Genomic DNA, 17,650 nt, shown 5'->3' on the forward strand with positions numbered 1-17,650 from the left:
TCCTTATTCTGCTACTAACTGTGTTTCATTATTTAAATAAGACGTACTTGGAACGATTGAAAGCAAGGGTTCTGACGCATTTACCTGTAATTGCTCATCTTTCGTTATAATAGACAGGTAGTCATCTGTATTCGTGATTACAACGATTACACTAGTATCATACCCCAGTTCACTAATTTTTTCACGGTCAAATGTCAATAGTGGAGTGCCAATTTTAACCGCTTGGTTTTGTTTACAAAGTAATTCGTAATGTTCTCCTTCTAATTCTACCGTATCAAGCCCAACATGAATTAATATTTCTACCCCTGTATTAGACTTCAACCCAATCGCATGTTTTGTTTTAAAAGCTACAGAAACAACTCCATCAACTGGAGAGACAATCTCATCTTGGCTGGGTAAAATTGCAATCCCTTTTCCCATCAATTCTTTTGAAAAAGTTTGATCTGCAACATCACTAATTGGATAAGTGGTGCCTGTTACTGGGCTAGCAACCGAGATAACACCTGCTACTTCTGATGCCATTTCATCTGTTTCAATTTCAGCATGCTGATCCTCGATTTTCAAGAAACTCTTTGCAAGTAAAAAGGTAATAACAAAAGTAGAAATGACGGTCACTACAAATCCCACAATGAACCCAAATGCGGTATCATTTAAATAAACTGGAATAGAAAGAATACTTGGCATTACGGGAGCCATTGCTTTTGCTCCTAACATTGATCCTACAGCTCCGCCAATCCCTCCACCTAGAGAAGCCCCTACAAAAGCAGCTTTATATTTCACCAAAACACCATACAGTGCTGGTTCTGTAATTCCTAAGTACCCGGAAACAGTTGAAGACATCGCAATTTGTTTCATTTTTTTGTTAGAGACTAAGAAATAAATCGCAAAAGCGGCTGTCGCTTGTGCCATCGTACTCATAAAGTTCATTGGACTCATGGTGGAAAAACCATACGTTGCAATTTGTTGCTGAGTAATAGGACGAATCGCATGGTGCATCCCCATTAAAACAAGGAGTGGACGAGTTGCACCAATGACAAACCCAGACAACCAAGGAGAAAATTTGATTAGTGCTTCAATACCTTGTGCAATGTATTCACCCGCATAAAAGCCAATTGGCGCTAAAATAACTAACATAATAGGAACCATCACTAGTAAAGATAACAAGGGGGTAAAAATAACCGTTATCATACTTGGGATTACTTTTTCAAAAAAACGATAAACATAACTTAATAACCAAACTGCAAGAATAATCGGTAAAATAGAGCTACTATAATTCACAATCGGAACGGGCAATAACCCTAAAAACTTAACACTGGTTAACTCCCCAGCTAAAGCAGCATTCAGTAAAGTGGGATACATTAGAACCCCCGCTAAACTTAAAGCCATATATTCATTTGTTTTAAATCTTCTAGCACTACTTACGGCCAGTAGAAATGGGAAAAAATAGAACATGGCATCACTGGTCATAGTTAAAACAAACATCGTTCCACTTTCCGGATTTACCCACCCCAGACTAGTAAACATAAATAAAAATCCTTTTAACATACCACCACCAACAATTGGTGCCAAACTAGGAACTAAAATTGCAGATAACGTGTTGATTAATCGATTTAAAATGGTATCTTTTTCCTCCGTTGTTGCCGAATCTCTTTGGTGATCTTCTAATCGCGGTAAAATTTTAATGATTTCATTGTAGACTTTGGCGACTTTTCCTCCAATAATTACTTGGTATTGTCCCCCTTGCGCCTGAACGCCCATTACGCCGTCTAAAGCTTCTAACTTTTTCGTATCCGCAATAGATTCATTCTTCAAGTTAAATCGTAATCTTGTAATACAATGAGTCAGACTAACAATGTTCTCATCTCCACCGACAATTAAAATAATTTCTTTTGCTAAATCGTGCATCTTCTTCTCCTCTTTTCCTTTTTCATCAATTTCTATTTCTGCTAAAAAATAAAAGACCTACTGAAAGAAGCCTATTTTTAGATAAAAAATAGCTCCTTTTCAATCAGGTCTTGCCAGCCGTACTGTAACGAATCCATTTATTGAAAAATTTATGCATATAATAATCGGGTTAAGTGTAGCGTCAAATATAACTGTTCATCTAAAGATGCCTTCTTTTTGTAACGTTCTTCCAAATATTTGCTAATCTTTAAACTACATTTAAATTCTTTTGGATACTTATTTTTTACGGTCAAGACAATTTCATCATTATCTAAGGAGTGCATAGATTCTTGTGTGTTCAATCTCATCAAATAGTAGCGCAAGTGATTTAGAAATCGTTGATAGTTAATAGAGTTTTCGTCAATTTCAACTTGAAAATAATATCTCACTAACTGCGTAATATCCCTCATCGCTTCCATATAATCCATCGTTAACTCCATGGATTCATGATCGAACTGATAATTGATAAAATGCATGGCAATAAAGACCGCTTCTGTCTCTGGTAATCGAATGTTTTTTTCTGTTTCAATCAATTCTAGTGCTTTTTTTCCGATTGCAACTTCTTTTGAATAAAATTGCTTAATTTCCCATTCAATGGGACTTCTAATAATCATATCCTCTTTCAGGCGTTTAAAGGCAAACAAGAGATGATCCAACAGGCTAAATAGAATGACCGGATTAATTTCTTTTCCCAGCTCCTTTTCGCCAATCTTAATCATTTTTTCAACAAGTAGTATTTCCTCAAAACTCGCTTCGTTAAGTAAAACAGCCATTTGTTTGACACTCATTTTCTCAGTAGGTAGATAAACCTTTTGAATCCGCTCCATATTTACAGGTTCTTTCGGATAAGCTTGAAATCCTAAACCTTTTCCAACGACAATTACTTCTAATTCCCCATCAACAGCTAAAATAACATTGTTATTGATCCGTTTTTTTATGTACACTTACTCCCCTCCTTATACCAACTAACTTATTGGGATGTGTCTGATAAATTCGGATTTTCCTATCGTTTTCAGACAAATCTTAGTAAACAAAATAAAAAACCATAACATAGCAAACATGACAAAAACGCTTATCACTTTTACTATACTATGGTTATGCCTGATCGAATCAGTAACAATTCCATTAACTGCCTTCAATATATCATAGGGAGAAAACGCTGTCAAACTCTTTTTCAACAAATTTCTATCTTCATTACAAAAAGATTAGTTACTATTAAACAACAGATAAAACAAATACTATTAGTGCAGATAAAACAGATGAAACTATTCTGATTTTTCAATAACTGGGCTCTGCTATAAGCAGTTAATATCAGTGAAAAACCGTGGAACAACTCTGAGCCCAAACCTTCAAACTTGTGCTAAATAAATAACATGCCCAAGGAATTCATATTGGTTTCTAGTCGCCGTTACTGGGCACCAACTCCTGATAGCACCGCTGTTTCTTTGGAAAGAACCTTTTTTGAAAATTGGTTAGATAGTATTTTGATAATGTTTAAAATCACTACGACTGCTTGCAAAGCAGGTGATGCACAGTATAAAGTGTCTTTCGGCCACTTTATACTGTGCATCATTAGATTATTCCGTTCTTTGAGATTTACACCAATGAAGTTGGCCCTTTACCACGTCTCCTGTAGTGTAGTCGCTGGCTTTGTTCTTTAATTTTGAACCTCTACAATTATAACTTTGTCAAGATACTAGAGGAAGAAACTTTGTTTAGTATCTTTTTTTATGGAACACTATTGAATGAATACATTAGTATTGATACATGACCTATGTTCAACTATCTTTAAAGCCAAAATTAGTTAGTTATTTATAAATTTTGCGGCTGAGTAGACTAAGTTCGATAACTTCTTAATTTTTTAAATTTTCAACATGTTTCTCCCTATTTTTTCTTCTTTATTTAAAAATTAACTTTCTACTTTACCATCCCAAGCAGACATTCCTTCTGAAACATTGATTACGTTATAGCCCGATTGTTTCAAAAATCCACAAGCACTTTGTGAACGAATCCCATGCTGGCAAATAACATAATGTGGCTCCTCTTTGTTTAATTTACTGATTGTTTCAGGCAATGTCGATAGAGGAAAATTTTTTGCTGATGGAATATGTCCTAGAGTAAACTCATCTATTTCCCGAACATCAACAATCGAAACAGGTTCATTCAATCTTATTTCCATCAGCTCTTTCAATTCTTTTACTGATAATCTATTCACTAGTTGTTCTCCTTTAGTTTCTTTAAATACCAACACTCCATGGCAGAATGTTCTGATCCTTTTAGAGGTTCTGCCAATTGTTGGAAACCAAAACTTTGGTATAATTTATTGGCTTTCTCCATCCGTTTCATGGTTTCTAAATAGCAAAAATCATAATGCTCTTCCGCATAAGCTAAAGCTTTGTTCATTAATTTTTTTGCGACTCCTTTTCCCTGACTTTCTGGAGTTAGATAGATTTTTTGAAGTTCGCAAATCCCTTTCTCTTCATCAAACGGACCGATGCCGCACCCTCCAAGGATCTGACCATTCTCTTCAACCACCCAATAGTTTCCATTCGGCAACTGCTGATAATAGCCGGCTAGATTGGCTAATTGCGGATCAAAATACGCCGTTCCTGGAATCGCTAGGTCAAAAGATTTTAGCGATTGCTGAATTATCATTTGAATGACTTGATTGTCCTTTTCTTGGATTTCTCTTATTAACAATTGATTCACCTCTTTTTAGCAGTATAGCATGTCTATTTTGGCAAATAAATATCTCTGCTTACTTTTCCCTCTATTCACTAACTATAATATCTGAATAATACCCGATTTCTTTGGTGATCTGCTGTCCTTTAATAACTAAAAAGACATCAAACATTTTTTCTAAAAAGAAGCGGTCGTGAGAAATGACTAATAGAGTCCCGTTAAAATTCTCTAAGATTTCTTCAATCTCTTCTCTAGTTTCAATATCTAAATGATTCGTAGGCTCATCCAGTAAAAGAAAATTGACTTGTTTTTGCATTAATTTTGCTAATTCTAAACGAATCTTTTCGCCACCACTTAAAAAGCGGACTTGTTTCATCACATCTTCTTGATAAAAACCATATTTGGCTAAGATTCGTCGATTCTCTTGTTCAAATTCCTCAGAAGCGTTGCTAAATTCTTGTAAAATAGTACGGGTTGGTTCAGTGTAGTGAATAATTTGTGGTAAATAACCGATTTGAACTTTACTTCCTATTTTTATTTCTCCTTCAGTAGGATTTTCGATTCCTGCAATCAGCTTTAACAAAGTACTTTTTCCAGTCCCATTTGCACCAATAATCGCCGTTCGATTTTGCCAAAATAGAGACACACTTGCTCCTTTAAACAATATCCGATGACCAAAAAGTTTACCTACTTTGTTTAACAGGACAACTTCTTTTCCAGATCGTTCCGCTTCTTTAAACTTTTTCTCCAATTTGGCTTTGTCCTCTTTCGGTTTAGGAACTTTCTGAATTTTCTCGAGTCTTTTTTCCAATTGCTTCGCCTTTTTGAAGTATTTTTCATTATCTCCTTCATGACCCCATTGTCTAAATCGTCGAATTGCCAACTTCATTTTTTGGATTTCTTTTTGTTGTTCCGCAAAATCTATTCTTAACTTCTCTAACTGAACTTCCTTTTCTTTTTTGTAAAAAGAATAATTCCCTTGAAATTCAAGTAATTGACCATCTTCCAGTTCAACAATTTTTTTCACGACATTATCTAGAAATGAGCGATCATGCGACACAATCAAACAAGCACTTTTACTATGTGATAAATAGCCTTCCAACCAACAAATTCGTTCTGTATCCAAATGATTGGTGGGTTCATCTAATAACAAAAGATCGTTTTCTTGAACTAATATTTTTGCTAATTCAACAAGTGTCTGCTCACCACCACTTAATTCAGAGACGTTATTATTTAATAGATGATTGATTTTCAAGCCATTTGTAATCATTTCTAATTTGCTTTCCAGCTCATAACCGCCAGCTAGTTGAAATTCCTCTTGGCGTGTTCCATAATTTGCTAAAACATTTTCTATCTCTTCAGGTCTTTCAGTCATTTGCTGCTCTAAAAAGGTTAATTGTTGTTGTAAATCATTCAATTTTGAATAACTACTTAATAAGTAATCTCTAACAGGCTGTTCTGTTGCTTTGATTATTTGGGAAAGGTAACCAATCTCGATATTTTTTTGGCAACTGACGGTTCCACTATCTGGACTCTCTAATCCTATGATAATTTTTGAAACCGTTGATTTACCTGAGCCATTAGCGCCAATTAAGCCGATTTTGTCTCCTTGATTAATTTTAAGATTTAAGTTTTCAAAAAGTGGTAACGTTCCATAATTCTTAGTAATTTTCTGTAATTGTACTAACATCATTCTTCCTTCTTTCTACCATTCAGAAATTAGGAAAATAACTTTTTATTCAAAAAGAAAAAGCCACAGGAAAGAACCCCATGACTTATCCGTTATTTTATTTAATAAATCTTCCTTGGTTTATAAGCCTGAATGGTTTGTTTTATTCGATTAATAGTCTGTTTTTGGATACACTCATCCCTTGGACTAAAAAATCGGAAATAATCACATGACAAAAAGCAAGATATTCAATAATAAAAGAATACTGATTTGTTATTTTTGACATATGAACCATTGACTTATTCACCACCTTAAAAAGTATTTGTCATTTTATTATATCACAATTTCTTACTTTCAAGCAAAGTAACTTTAGGTTTGTTGATATCGGTTTAAACGTTCTGATAAAGTTCCTGTATGAAGCTCAAATAAGTGGTTATCGAAATCATAAAAATAGATTGAGCTCGCCTCGGCTGAAATTCTTGGTCGCCCATCTTTAATTTCCAAACCTAAATTTTCAATCCTCTGACAGTATTCCTCAAAATCAGCTTCAGCTATTTTAAAAGCAATATGATTGTATGTTTTTGTTGGCAAAGACTCCCCTTTCATAACGGCAATCCAAAGATCATTTATTAAGAAAAATTTCTCTTCGGAAACGGAAAAAGTCTGTTCTCCACTAGCATAAATTTCTTTTGCATGAAATATCTCTTCAAAAAACTTTGTTGCTTACTCTAAATCTTTGACAATAAAGGTCATATGGCTGATCCCTTGAATTCCACTCATTACTTGTTCCTCCTTTACCTAATAGATGAAAATAGAAATACCAAAAAAATGGTATTTCTGTTTTAAACTAATTCGTTACCCTTATTCAAAATTTTTATGTAACGTTCAATAAATATATTTTACACTTAAAATAAATGATTGCAACACAACTTTTTAGATATGCATTAAACAGCAACACCCTTGTGTTCCTTAGAGTACTTTTATTGCTCACAATCACTTTACATTTCCTAATCAAATAAACATTCAAAAAACTAAAAAGCCTTTTGAATGTTCGTACAATAAGATAGAACAAGTATTTTCATTCTAACTGAATATCAAAGACTTTACTATCCAGCACTAACTAGGATAGGAAAATTCCTCTTCTATTTAACTAGAAATCCCTTATTCAGTTTTCGATAAATTAATGATTACATCCTCAAAAAATTTATTTTCAGTAAATTCTGTTTCTAATTGTTCTTGAATACTTTCAATAGTATTTTCTGGCGAGTTGTTGTTTGTTAACTGGTCTATTTTTATCTTCGAAATATTTTTCCAATACAGGTAAAACTTCTTGCCACGATTGAAGTTGTTCCCATGCATCATACAGTGCATAAATATCTTGGTGACTAATTTCTTTGATTGGTTGCTTATTTTCTGTTTAAATCATTTGTTTCACTCCTTCAATTTTTATTACATGAAAAAACGGTATCAGTGATTGTTGCCTCACTAATACCTTTCACAATAGTTTATACAATGTAGCTGATTGCACTTCAAATAAACATTCGAAAAGACTAGAAAAGTCCTTTGAATTTTTGTACAATAAATACAGTTAGCTTTTGTTAGCTATTGGCAACTTGATTAGTGAGGTCATGCTTACTACTATCCGACGCCAATCAGATAGTAAAGTGCCTTTTTTATTATCATCCTACATATAGCTTTATATTTTCTTTCTCAAATGCTTTAGGTAAGTTTTCTAAAATATAATTGATTCTTTTCTGTATATCAATCTTTATATCTTTATTTTTAATATTTTTTTCTATCCATTCCTTAACAAGTTTTATTTCTTTTAGAATCACTGGCATATCTTCTTTTTCAATCACTATTCCTGTTTCAAAAATAGGAACCCAACTCAATTGTAATTCGTTGGAAGCTTTTAGCCAATAATTAGTAAAAAATTCTTCTGTTGCAACTGGAATAAAAAACAATTGTTCTTCCTCGTTTTTTGGTTCATCAATTATAATACCGATTGACATATTCTACTTACCTCCAAATATAACTTCAAATGTATAATCTGGAAATTCAGATTGTAATTTTTTAATATTTTGATTTACAACACTTTGTAATTCAGCACTATTACCATCGAGCCTAAATACAAATTTTTTAATTCCTTTTATTTCTTGCAAAGAAGGAATAGACTGACTACCATTTACTGTAGGTCTAGTAGCTTCTGCAATATCTAAGTTTTTAATTCTATTTACGGTTTTTTGATAAATTTGTTTATCTGCAAATTGTTGTGGCGTCTGAGTTGGTAATCCTGTTCTAGGATTTACTACATCTAAACCCTTTGCAGTTTTATCTTCATAAAATATCCCTTTGTTTAAATCAATTTCATCAAATTCCCCAAGAGGGCTACCATTCTTATTAATTATTTCAACTTCTTTACTCGTTTTTCCAGCTCTACCAACTTTCTCCACCTTAACCGTTTTCCCGTGAAACCCATCCACTTCTACTTTCGGAACGACACCCTTTGTTCCTTTCATTGCTTTGATTCCTTTATAGGTTCCGTAAGCTGCTAAGCCTATATCCGCAATCCCAGCTAACCCTCGTAAAATACGATCGCCTTGGCTTAATTCTTTACCAGTAATCAGGTCTTTTCCGGAAAGAGTATCATACCCATTTTTCACGCCACCAGCTAATCCTAGCGCAATCATTATGGGGACTGGCAACATCGCTCCTACTGCTAGAGCTGTTCCGTTTACTATAATTGTGACGGCTAAGCCTGTAATCTGCTCTGATTTGGAATAATAATCAAAGGAAGTATCCGCAAAAGCCATCTTCTGATACTCTTCAAAGGAAACATCACCGACTTTCTGGCGCATCTCTTCATACTCCACCTGTAAATAATCAGTTAAAGGAGAGCTACTGCCTAGAATATCTCCTAGCCCGACTTTCATTTTGTATTTCGAGACTCCTACAGCATTCACGCCATTGGAATAAGCGCCTCGGGCCATCGTTGTATACCCCATAATATTCATATTGCTGAGCTTTTCCATGAATTCATCCATCGCCACATCAAATGGATGATCCACTCCAGCAGATAAGGTATCTGGAATAGGTTGCATCGCTCGTTGCAGTTGGTGCCATCTCGTTTCTAGTTCATTATACGCGGGATTTTTTGCGGTTTCAATGTCTATCGCTCGATCCGAGTCATAGCTTTCGCAAAGGGTTTCTGCTTGTTGACTGAGTAAATCTGCCTGTTGAAAATATTCAAATACCGTGGCGTTCGCCATTAATTCTACGCCTTGTACCAACGATAACCAATCGTTTGATTGATACTTTACCTCCTTCATGTCACCTCTCCTTTAGTTATTCATTTCAATTGGTTTAAAACTATTTTTTTTCATTCACACTTCTGGAAATAGACTGATCTACTTCTACGATTGTTTCTGAAGCAAAAGCAACATACGAAGAAAGACGCTCATAATGAGAAATCAATTCATCCATTCTTGCGCTAGTGACACCAAACATACCGACTTGTCCTTTGGCCTCTCCTTCTAAATAGTAGGACGCCCCTTGAATGTTGGTTAATGTTTCAGAAACGGCTGCTAACTCTTGAATAATGGACTGAATTGAGCTTGTAATGCCGGTTAACTCTGTTGGGTTTACAACTATTTTATCTGCCAAACCAATTCATCCTCTCTTGTACTGGTTCTTCTGGTTTTTCATAAAAAATACCTAAATGATCCACCAACCATTTATTCAGCCAATATTGACTTACTCTTTTCACTTGCTTTTCTTCAAGGCGATACAAGAGGTCTTCAGATAAAAGAAACCCATATTCCTTTCTTTCAATAGCCGTTTCTTTTCGGGTTAACCGCCCGACAACTAATGCGGCTTCACCCCCTTGTTCTTTTAGTTCCGCCAACGAAAGCTTTGTACGTCTGGTTCGAAATTCTTGTTCCTCTGGTTTGCCTTCTCGTCTAAGAATCGTGTATTCTGTCAACCATTGGCCTAATAACGCTTCTGGTTCCTGAATCGTTAGCTGAAACCCTTGTTCTTGTTTTTTTAATACGATTGATTGCTCTAAAGGGGCAACATAATAGGTGCTATCCAAACAAAGATAGGTGTCTGAATCGCCATATTTTTCAATCAATGAAGCCACTAAAAAGCCTTTCTTTGTTAAATGTTTTTCCGCATCTAACAAGCCTTTTTCCTGTAGTCCATAACTCCCCTTCGGAATAAAAGTAGCTTCATTTAAACGATAGTAAGGCAATTGGGTGACACCGAATAATTCTTGATGCCCCACCATATTCGCTAACACCAGTAATTCTTCCTCTGAAAAAGTTGCCATCCGTTTCCTCCTAAACACTTTTTATTTCACTCATCTCACTGGAATCAAATGTAGTACAATCTGTTTGTAAATTTTTTACTGCCTTTTTATAAAGTTTTAGACTTTTAGCTAACTCTTCGTGGTATTGCGTGACAATACTCAAATACATCAAATAGCTATCTTTAGCTTCTCCCGTCCAAGTTTGACCATAATCACTAGAGGACGCCACTAGTTTTTTCGCTTGTTCTAATGAGCTTGTTAATTGTCTTTCAGCAGAAGACGCCAGTTGCACAACTTCAGATAACCCACTTGCTTCAATATGTATACATCCATTCTTTTTTCCTCCTATCCAAAAGGATTTGATCGTTGCTGATGCTGTGTGAAAAAATCATCTCCTGATGCACCAGAATTTGAGCGTGAAAAATCAGGATTTGATCGTCTTTCCTGTTCCCTTCTCAAACTCTCCGCTGCCAATCGTGCTTGTTCCGCATGATACGCCTCTTCTCGTTGCTTTTCAGCCAGATATAGCTCATGATATTCTTGATATTTTTGTGCGGCTCTAACTTCAGCAGTAGCTAAATTCTCATTTCGGTCACTGAGCTTTTTTGAAAAAGTAGTTACTTTCTCCATAAGCTTATCTATTTTAGTAATAGTATCTTGATTGGGGGTACCAGAAGCATCGGATAGCTGGCCAAACTGATTTTGAGCTTGACTGATGACCTCAGTCGCTTGTTCTATATAGGACGTGTGCTGTGTTAACGTTGTCGAAAGCCCCTGTTTCAAGGTTTTATAATTGTCTCGTTTTTGTTTATATTCTGCAGTTAGAAACATGTCTACCTCCTTTATTATTTTCAACATAACTATTTTATCATAATAAATAAAGTGAATTAGGGGATTATCAAAACATTCCCTTTTGGTAAAAATATGTGATAATAAAAAAGAACTAAAAAGAGTGAACTGATTATTGAATCCCCTCGTTAGATTCAATTCATAAATTTTTCCAATTATTGAACCGATTAACATAAGCGAGGTATCACATTAGAAATCGCTCTATTTTTAAGTATGATGTAAACGATGATTCTCACTATCAATTTATAGGAATGATGAATCAGAATTGCTTTTTCAGTCCTATTTTCATTACTAGCGCAAAAAAAGTCAGAACAAAAATTTTACTTTTTGTTCTGACCTTACTTAAACTTCACTCATCTGTCCTATTTGGCAAAGAGCTAATTATTCCTGATATTTCCATCATCTGACTAATTTCTAATTCGCAACAATATTCACTAATTTATCTGGGACAACAATCACTTTGCGAATTGTTTTTCCTTCAATAAAAGATTGGACACTCTCAGAGGCTAAAGCCATTTCCTCTAATTGTTCCTTACTGGTTCCGCGAGAGATACTTTGTTTTGAGCGGACTTTTCCATTGACTTGGAAAACGACTTCTACTTCGTCTTCAACCAGTGCTGCTTCGTCATAGGTTGGCCAAGGAGCATAAGTTAAGCTTTCTTTGTTGCCTAGGATAGCCCAAAGTTCTTCCCCAATGTGAGGCGCAATTGGTGCTAATAGTTGAACAAAGCCTTCAACGTATTCATATGGCAATGATTCTGCTTTATTTGCTTCGTTTACAAAAACCATCAATTGAGAAATTGCGGTATTAAAGTGCAGATTTTCCATGTCCTCAGTGACTTTCTTCACAGTTTGATGGTAGACTTTTGTCATTTTCCCATCATTTACTGTTGTAATCCGATCGCGCATTTTACCATTTTCATCAACAATTAAGCGCCAAACACGGTCTAAGAATTTACGGCTTCCTTCAAGGCCATTTTCGCTCCAAGCGATGGAAGCATCCAATGGACCCATAAACATTTCATACATTCGTAATGTATCGGCACCGTATTTCTCGATAACATCGTCTGGGTTTACAACATTTTTCAATGATTTACTCATTTTCGCAGGCGCTTCTTCTAACGCTTCGCCTGTTTCAATATTCACCCAAACCCCATCACGTTTTTCAACCATATTAGTAGGAACAAGAACTCCACGACTATCACGGAAGCTTTGACCTAAGATCATGCCTTGATTGTATAGCTTTTGGAAAGGCTCTTTTGTCGGAACAACACCGATATCATAAAGGAATTTATGCCAAAAACGAGCATAAAGTAAATGTAATACTGCATGTTCAGCACCGCCAATGTAAATATCAACTGGCATCCAACGTTCTAATTTTTCAAAGTTCGCCAGTTCATTTTTATTGTGTGGATCGATATAACGTAAATAGTACCAAGAGCTACCTGCCCATTGTGGCATTGTGTTGGTTTCACGCTTACCTTTTTTCCCTGTTTCAGGATCAACCACATTAACCCATTCTGTGATATTCGCTAAAGGCGATTCTCCTGTACCACTTGGCTTAATATCGTCTGTTTTTGGTAATGTCAACGGTAATTCTGCTTCTGGAATGGTCGTTGTTGTGCCATCTTCCCAATGGATGACAGGAATCGGTTCTCCCCAATAACGTTGACGTGAAAACAACCAGTCACGTAAACGATAACTAATTTCTTTTTTCCCAACGCCTTTTTCTTCCAACCATTCATTCATTTTCGCAATAGCCGATAGTTTGTCCATGCCATTTAAGAAGTCTGAATTGATATGAGGTCCATCACCAGTAAAGGCTTCTTTTTCGATATCGCCACCTTCAAGAACAGGAATGATATCAATAGAGAAGGTTTTCGCAAATTCATAGTCACGCTCATCATGAGCTGGTACAGCCATAATTGCCCCAGTTCCATAAGAAGCTAAAACGTAATCGGCAATCCAAATTGGAATCTCCGCACCATTGGCTGGATTAACTGCATAGGCTCCTGTGAAAACACCTGTTTTTTCTTTGGCAAGATCGGTCCGATTTAAATCAGATTTTTTAGAAGCTTCGTCAATATAAGCTTCAACGGCTGCTTTTTGTTCTGGGGTTGTAATGGTCTTGACTAATTCAAGTTCCGGCGCTAATACCGCATACGTTGCCCCAAAAAGAGTATCTGGACGTGTAGTGAAAACAGTAAATGTTTCTTCTGTTCCGGCAACTTTAAAGGTTACATTCGCTCCTTCAGAACGACCAATCCAGTTTCTTTGCATATCTTTAATACTTTCCGGCCAATCAACATCTTCTAAATCATCTAATAAACGATCGGCATAGGCAGTAATTTTTAACATCCATTGACGCATTGGTTTCCGAATAACATCATAACCACCACGCTCACTTTTCCCATCAATCACTTCTTCATTGGAGATCACCGTTCCTAATTCTGGTACCCAGTTGACAGCGACTTCTGCTTCATAAGCTAAACCGTGCTCATAAAGTTTTGTAAAAATCCATTGTGTCCATTTATAGTATTCAGGATCTGTCGTATTAATTTCTCGATTCCAATCGTAGCTAAAACCAAGTGCATTAATTTGTCTACGAAATGTTTCAATATTTTTTTTAGTAAATTCTGCTGGATCATTTCCAGTATCTAGTGCATATTGCTCTGCTGGTAAGCCAAACGCATCCCAACCCATCGGATGTAAGACGTTGTATCCTTGGCTGCGTTTCATACGAGATAAAATGTCCGTTGCTGTATACCCTTCTGGATGTCCTACATGCAGCCCTTGTCCAGATGGATAAGGAAACATATCCAACGCATAAAATTTCTCTTTGCCAGGCTCATCGTGGGTATTAAAACAGTTGTGAGCTGCCCAATACTTCTGCCATTTTTTTTCAACTTCCTTGTGATTAAAACTCATTTTACATCCTCCTATTTAAATTAACTGACGGGCAGTTATTTTCTTTTCAACATGTCAACTATAGAAAAAACGCCCTATAGGAAAAAATCCTATAGGACGTAGACATGCAACGTGGTACCACCTATTTTTACTTACAAATACTTCCGTCATTGTAAGCCTTCAACGTTGTAACGGTCGTCACCGATTCTACCTACTACGATTCAATAGAATAACTCAAAGGCGAGTTCAAAAGCTTTTGTACGTATTTTCACCAGCCATACGTTCTCTAAAACAAAGTTCTTTCTACTATTCCTCTTCATTGTCGCTATGAGCTATATACTACCAAAGTTTCTGTTGAAATTCAATTATTTTATTAAACTTTTAGTTTTTGACCAACGTAAATGGTATCACTTGATAAATTATTCAATTGCTTAATTCGTTGAACACTTGTACCATATTTGGCAGATAATCCCCAAAGAGTATCTCCACTTTTTACGGTATGTGTCTTTCCAGCTTGACTAGCGTTATTATTAGAAGTGTTAGATGAACCACTGCTTGAACCGCCTTTTTTAACAATTAGACGTTGCCCGGGGTAAATAACATCCCCTTTGAGATTATTCCATTCACGTAAGTTAGTAATGCTTACACCATTGGAATTAGCGATCACCCATAATGAATCTCCAGATTTAACGGTGTATGTTCCTGTGGTAGTGGATCCTCCAGTGGCATTACTTCCGGTATTGCCAGAAGAACTACTTCCTGTACTTCCACCGTCGCCATTGCCTTTTTTAACAATTAAGCGTTGCCCTGGATAAATGATATCCCCATTAAGGTTATTCCACTGACGTAAATTCGTGATACTAACACCATTTTTATTGGCTATTCCCCATAAGGAATCCCCTGATTTAACGGTATAATAGCTATTTGTTGCAGAATTTCCATTGTTATTTCCAGTAGAACCTCCGGTATTTCCTGTTGAACCGCCACTAGTATTGCCACCTGTTGAACTACCAGTGCCTTTACCAACAACTAGATTTTGACCAACAAAGATAGTATCACTTGATAATTTATTCCAGCTCTTAATGTTTGCTACAGACGTACCATACTTGCTAGCTAATGCCCAAAGGCTGTCTCCTGATTTTACTGTATGAACAACATCTTTACCAGATGTGCTTCCTCCAGTATTTCCTCCACCAGTGTTATTATTGTTGTTATTTCCTGTGTTTCCACCAGTCGAACCGCCTGTTTCAGTGCCTTTGCCAACAATTAGTTTTTGACCAACATAGATGGTATCACTTGATAATTTATTCCAGCTCTTAATGTTTGCTACAGACGTACCATACTTGCTAGCTAATGCCCAAAGGCTGTCTCCTGATTTTACTGTATGAACAACATCTTTACCAGATGTGCTTCCTCCAGTATTTCCTCCACCAGTGTTATTATTGTTGTTATTTCCTGTGTTTCCACCAGTCGAACCGCCTGTTTCAGTGCCTTTGCCAACAATTAGTTTTTGACCAACATAGATGGTATCACTTGATAATTTATTCCAGCTCTTAATGTTTGCTACAGACGTACCATACTTGCTAGCTAATGCCCAAAGGCTGTCTCCTGATTTTACTGTATGAACAACATCTTTACCAGATGTGCTTCCTCCAGTATTTCCTCCACCAGTGTTATTATTGTTGTTATTTCCTGTGTTTCCACCAGTCGAACCGCCTGTTTCAGTGCCTTTGCCAACAATTAGTTTTTGACCAACATAGATGGTATCACTTGATAATTTATTCCAGCTCTTAATGTTTGCTACAGACGTACCATATTTGCTGGCTAACGCCCAAAGGCTGTCCCCTGATTTCACCGTATGAATCAAATCTTTAGTTGACGTATTTCCACCAGTATTTCCTCCGGTGTTACCTCCACCGGTATTGCCACCGGTATTGCCACCAGTATTTCCACCACCGGTATTACCTCCGCCAGAAGAAGAGTCATACTGTGTTAAATTATATGCGGAAATGATGTTGTTTAATTTAGTACCATAACTTGGATCGGTTGCATAACGGCCAGTTAGCCAAGCTGTGGCATCTTTGTATGAATTCGTTCTACTTCTCCAAGTACCAGAATAATAATAGACACCAGCTTGAAAAGAAGTATTTTTTAGAACATAGGCATTATCGTTGAATGATTGCTGATAAGAAGGATATTTTCTGAAAGGTTCTTTTTTGATAACCCATTTTCCATTTAAATATTCCCATGTATCCATATACACAGATTGGCCTTGATAACTTCCTTTAATTCCAAATAAATTATAGTTAGGTGCTTGTGATAATGTACTAGCTCCCCAACCACTTTCAATAATTGCTTGTGCCATCATGACAGAAGCATATAAATCGTTTGCAGCTGCTACAGGCTGTGCAAACCCTGCTATTTCAGCGATAAAAGCATCGGCATTGCGAGGTTGTGCAGCGTAAGCCTCCATTTTTGGCCCAATCATTGTTTTATCAAGATCGATGGCTTCTGCGCTATCCACGCTGATACTTTCTGAATCTTCATTAATTGATGTACTTGACTCTGTAGAATTCGCCACTTCTGATTCTGAAGAAGTAGTTGTTTCTGTCGCAGTTGATCCTGTTGTAGAATTTTGCGTTGTAGAATCTGATGTATCTGTTGTCATCTCATTTTGATTAACAACTGGACTATGTGTTTTATTGGAAATTTCAGCACTAGATGACTCTCCATCAGTTGCTTCTGCTACTTTAGGCGTTAGAACAACTGGAGCTGCAATAGATGAAATCATGATTGCTGAACTAAGAACTGTTGTGCCTTTTTTGATTTGTCTTGATGCTAATTTGTATTGGCCGGCTTTCCTCCGCTCTTTTCTTGATAAATTTTGCTTTTTCATAATAATGGTCCTCCAACTTATTTCGCCAAAAAACATTGGCTGTGTATAATAGTATACCTTTTTTTAGAGAAAATTTGAAATTTTTTTTGGTTAAATTACAGTTATTTAAAGTCCTTGTAATGAAAGAAACATACAAAAACTATATATATTTATTTTAAATATCTTATTCATATTATTTGAACTATTTATCTATTTTTAGAATCATAGAGTAGAAGTCTATATGCGGTATTTGGTCATTCTATTTCTATATCATTCACGTCTCCTTTCATTGCGTCCACTTCTTCTAGGACTATAGACTGATTTTCCTCTTTACCTTAGACTGATTTTCTATGCAAGTACTTGTTATTCTCCTTGAAAAAAATTATAGTTGTTTAAGAAGAGAGAACTATTTGAC

15 protein-coding genes, 1 pseudogene and 1 other annotated feature are annotated in these 17,650 nt (G+C 36.0%); all 16 genes and pseudogenes read right to left on the reverse strand.

The window, feature by feature from the left end:
- Positions 1–3: 3 nt before the first annotated feature.
- The 16 genes and pseudogenes from BCR26_RS00365 to BCR26_RS00435 all read right to left on the reverse strand — a co-directional run bounded on the left by BCR26_RS00365 (position 4) and on the right by BCR26_RS00435 (position 17,256).
- Positions 4–1,905, reverse strand: coding sequence for a beta-glucoside-specific PTS transporter subunit IIABC (locus BCR26_RS00365; protein ID WP_069696974.1), 1,902 nt, complete (start codon positions 1,903–1,905; stop codon positions 4–6).
- 149 nt (positions 1,906–2,054) lie between these two features.
- On the reverse strand, positions 2,055–2,888 hold the full coding sequence (locus BCR26_RS00370) for a PRD domain-containing protein (protein WP_069696975.1): 834 nt from the start codon (positions 2,886–2,888) through the stop codon (positions 2,055–2,057).
- Positions 2,889–3,352: 464 nt separating this feature from the next.
- On the reverse strand, positions 3,353–3,514 hold the full coding sequence (locus BCR26_RS18415) for a hypothetical protein (RefSeq protein WP_211272269.1): 162 nt from the start codon (positions 3,512–3,514) through the stop codon (positions 3,353–3,355).
- A 339-nt stretch (positions 3,515–3,853) separates the two neighbouring features.
- Positions 3,854–4,159, reverse strand: coding sequence for a rhodanese-like domain-containing protein (locus BCR26_RS00375; protein ID WP_084386962.1), 306 nt, complete (start codon positions 4,157–4,159; stop codon positions 3,854–3,856).
- Entirely contained in the window at positions 4,159–4,653 is a 495-nt protein-coding gene (locus BCR26_RS00380) for a GNAT family N-acetyltransferase (protein WP_245676893.1), read from the reverse strand. Before BCR26_RS00380 ends, BCR26_RS00375 begins: the two co-directional genes overlap by 1 nt.
- Before the next feature lie 61 nt (positions 4,654–4,714).
- Complete coding sequence (abc-f, locus tag BCR26_RS00385; protein WP_069696977.1) at positions 4,715–6,316, reverse strand: ribosomal protection-like ABC-F family protein; 1,602 nt, start codon at positions 6,314–6,316, stop codon at positions 4,715–4,717.
- Positions 6,317–6,664: 348 nt separating this feature from the next.
- Positions 6,665–7,075, reverse strand: a pseudogene (gene fosX, locus BCR26_RS00390) (FosX/FosE/FosI family fosfomycin resistance hydrolase).
- A 381-nt stretch (positions 7,076–7,456) separates the two neighbouring features.
- A complete protein-coding gene (locus tag BCR26_RS18650; RefSeq protein WP_069696978.1) occupies positions 7,457–7,657 on the reverse strand; it encodes a hypothetical protein in 201 nt (66 codons plus the stop codon).
- 317 nt (positions 7,658–7,974) lie between these two features.
- Positions 7,975–8,307 carry a hypothetical protein gene (locus tag BCR26_RS00400; RefSeq protein ID WP_069696979.1) on the reverse strand — a complete coding sequence of 111 codons (333 nt, stop codon included), beginning with the start codon at positions 8,305–8,307 and terminating at the stop codon, positions 7,975–7,977.
- Between the two features lie 3 nt (positions 8,308–8,310).
- Positions 8,311–9,624: a pre-toxin TG domain-containing protein gene (locus tag BCR26_RS00405; RefSeq protein WP_069696980.1), complete on the reverse strand. Its 1,314-nt coding sequence runs from the start codon at positions 9,622–9,624 to the stop codon at positions 8,311–8,313.
- A 40-nt stretch (positions 9,625–9,664) separates the two neighbouring features.
- Complete coding sequence (locus BCR26_RS00410) at positions 9,665–9,958, reverse strand: hypothetical protein (RefSeq protein ID WP_069696981.1); 294 nt, start codon at positions 9,956–9,958, stop codon at positions 9,665–9,667.
- Positions 9,948–10,625 carry a DUF5081 family protein gene (locus BCR26_RS00415; protein ID WP_069696982.1) on the reverse strand — a complete coding sequence of 226 codons (678 nt, stop codon included), beginning with the start codon at positions 10,623–10,625 and terminating at the stop codon, positions 9,948–9,950. The genes BCR26_RS00410 and BCR26_RS00415 overlap by 11 nt, the downstream gene beginning before the upstream one ends.
- A 10-nt stretch (positions 10,626–10,635) precedes the next feature.
- The gene (locus tag BCR26_RS00420) at positions 10,636–10,896 is read right to left on the reverse strand and encodes a hypothetical protein (protein WP_069696983.1); all 261 of its coding nucleotides are present in this window, start codon (positions 10,894–10,896) and stop codon (positions 10,636–10,638) included.
- A gap of 53 nt (positions 10,897–10,949) precedes the next feature.
- The gene (locus BCR26_RS00425) at positions 10,950–11,435 is read right to left on the reverse strand and encodes a hypothetical protein (protein ID WP_069696984.1); all 486 of its coding nucleotides are present in this window, start codon (positions 11,433–11,435) and stop codon (positions 10,950–10,952) included.
- 432 nt (positions 11,436–11,867) lie between these two features.
- Positions 11,868–14,381, reverse strand: coding sequence for a leucine--tRNA ligase (leuS, locus tag BCR26_RS00430; RefSeq protein ID WP_069696985.1), 2,514 nt, complete (start codon positions 14,379–14,381; stop codon positions 11,868–11,870).
- Positions 14,382–14,470: 89 nt separating this feature from the next.
- Positions 14,471–14,689, reverse strand: a binding site (T-box leader).
- 44 nt (positions 14,690–14,733) lie between these two features.
- Positions 14,734–17,256 (reverse strand): LysM peptidoglycan-binding domain-containing protein, encoded by a 2,523-nt coding sequence (locus tag BCR26_RS00435; protein WP_069696986.1) that lies wholly within the window; start codon positions 17,254–17,256, stop codon positions 14,734–14,736.
- Between the last annotated feature and the right edge of the window lie 394 nt (positions 17,257–17,650).

The sequence above is a fragment of the Enterococcus rivorum genome (assembly GCF_001742285.1).
In the GTDB taxonomy this organism is placed as follows: domain Bacteria; phylum Bacillota; class Bacilli; order Lactobacillales; family Enterococcaceae; genus Enterococcus_L; species Enterococcus_L rivorum.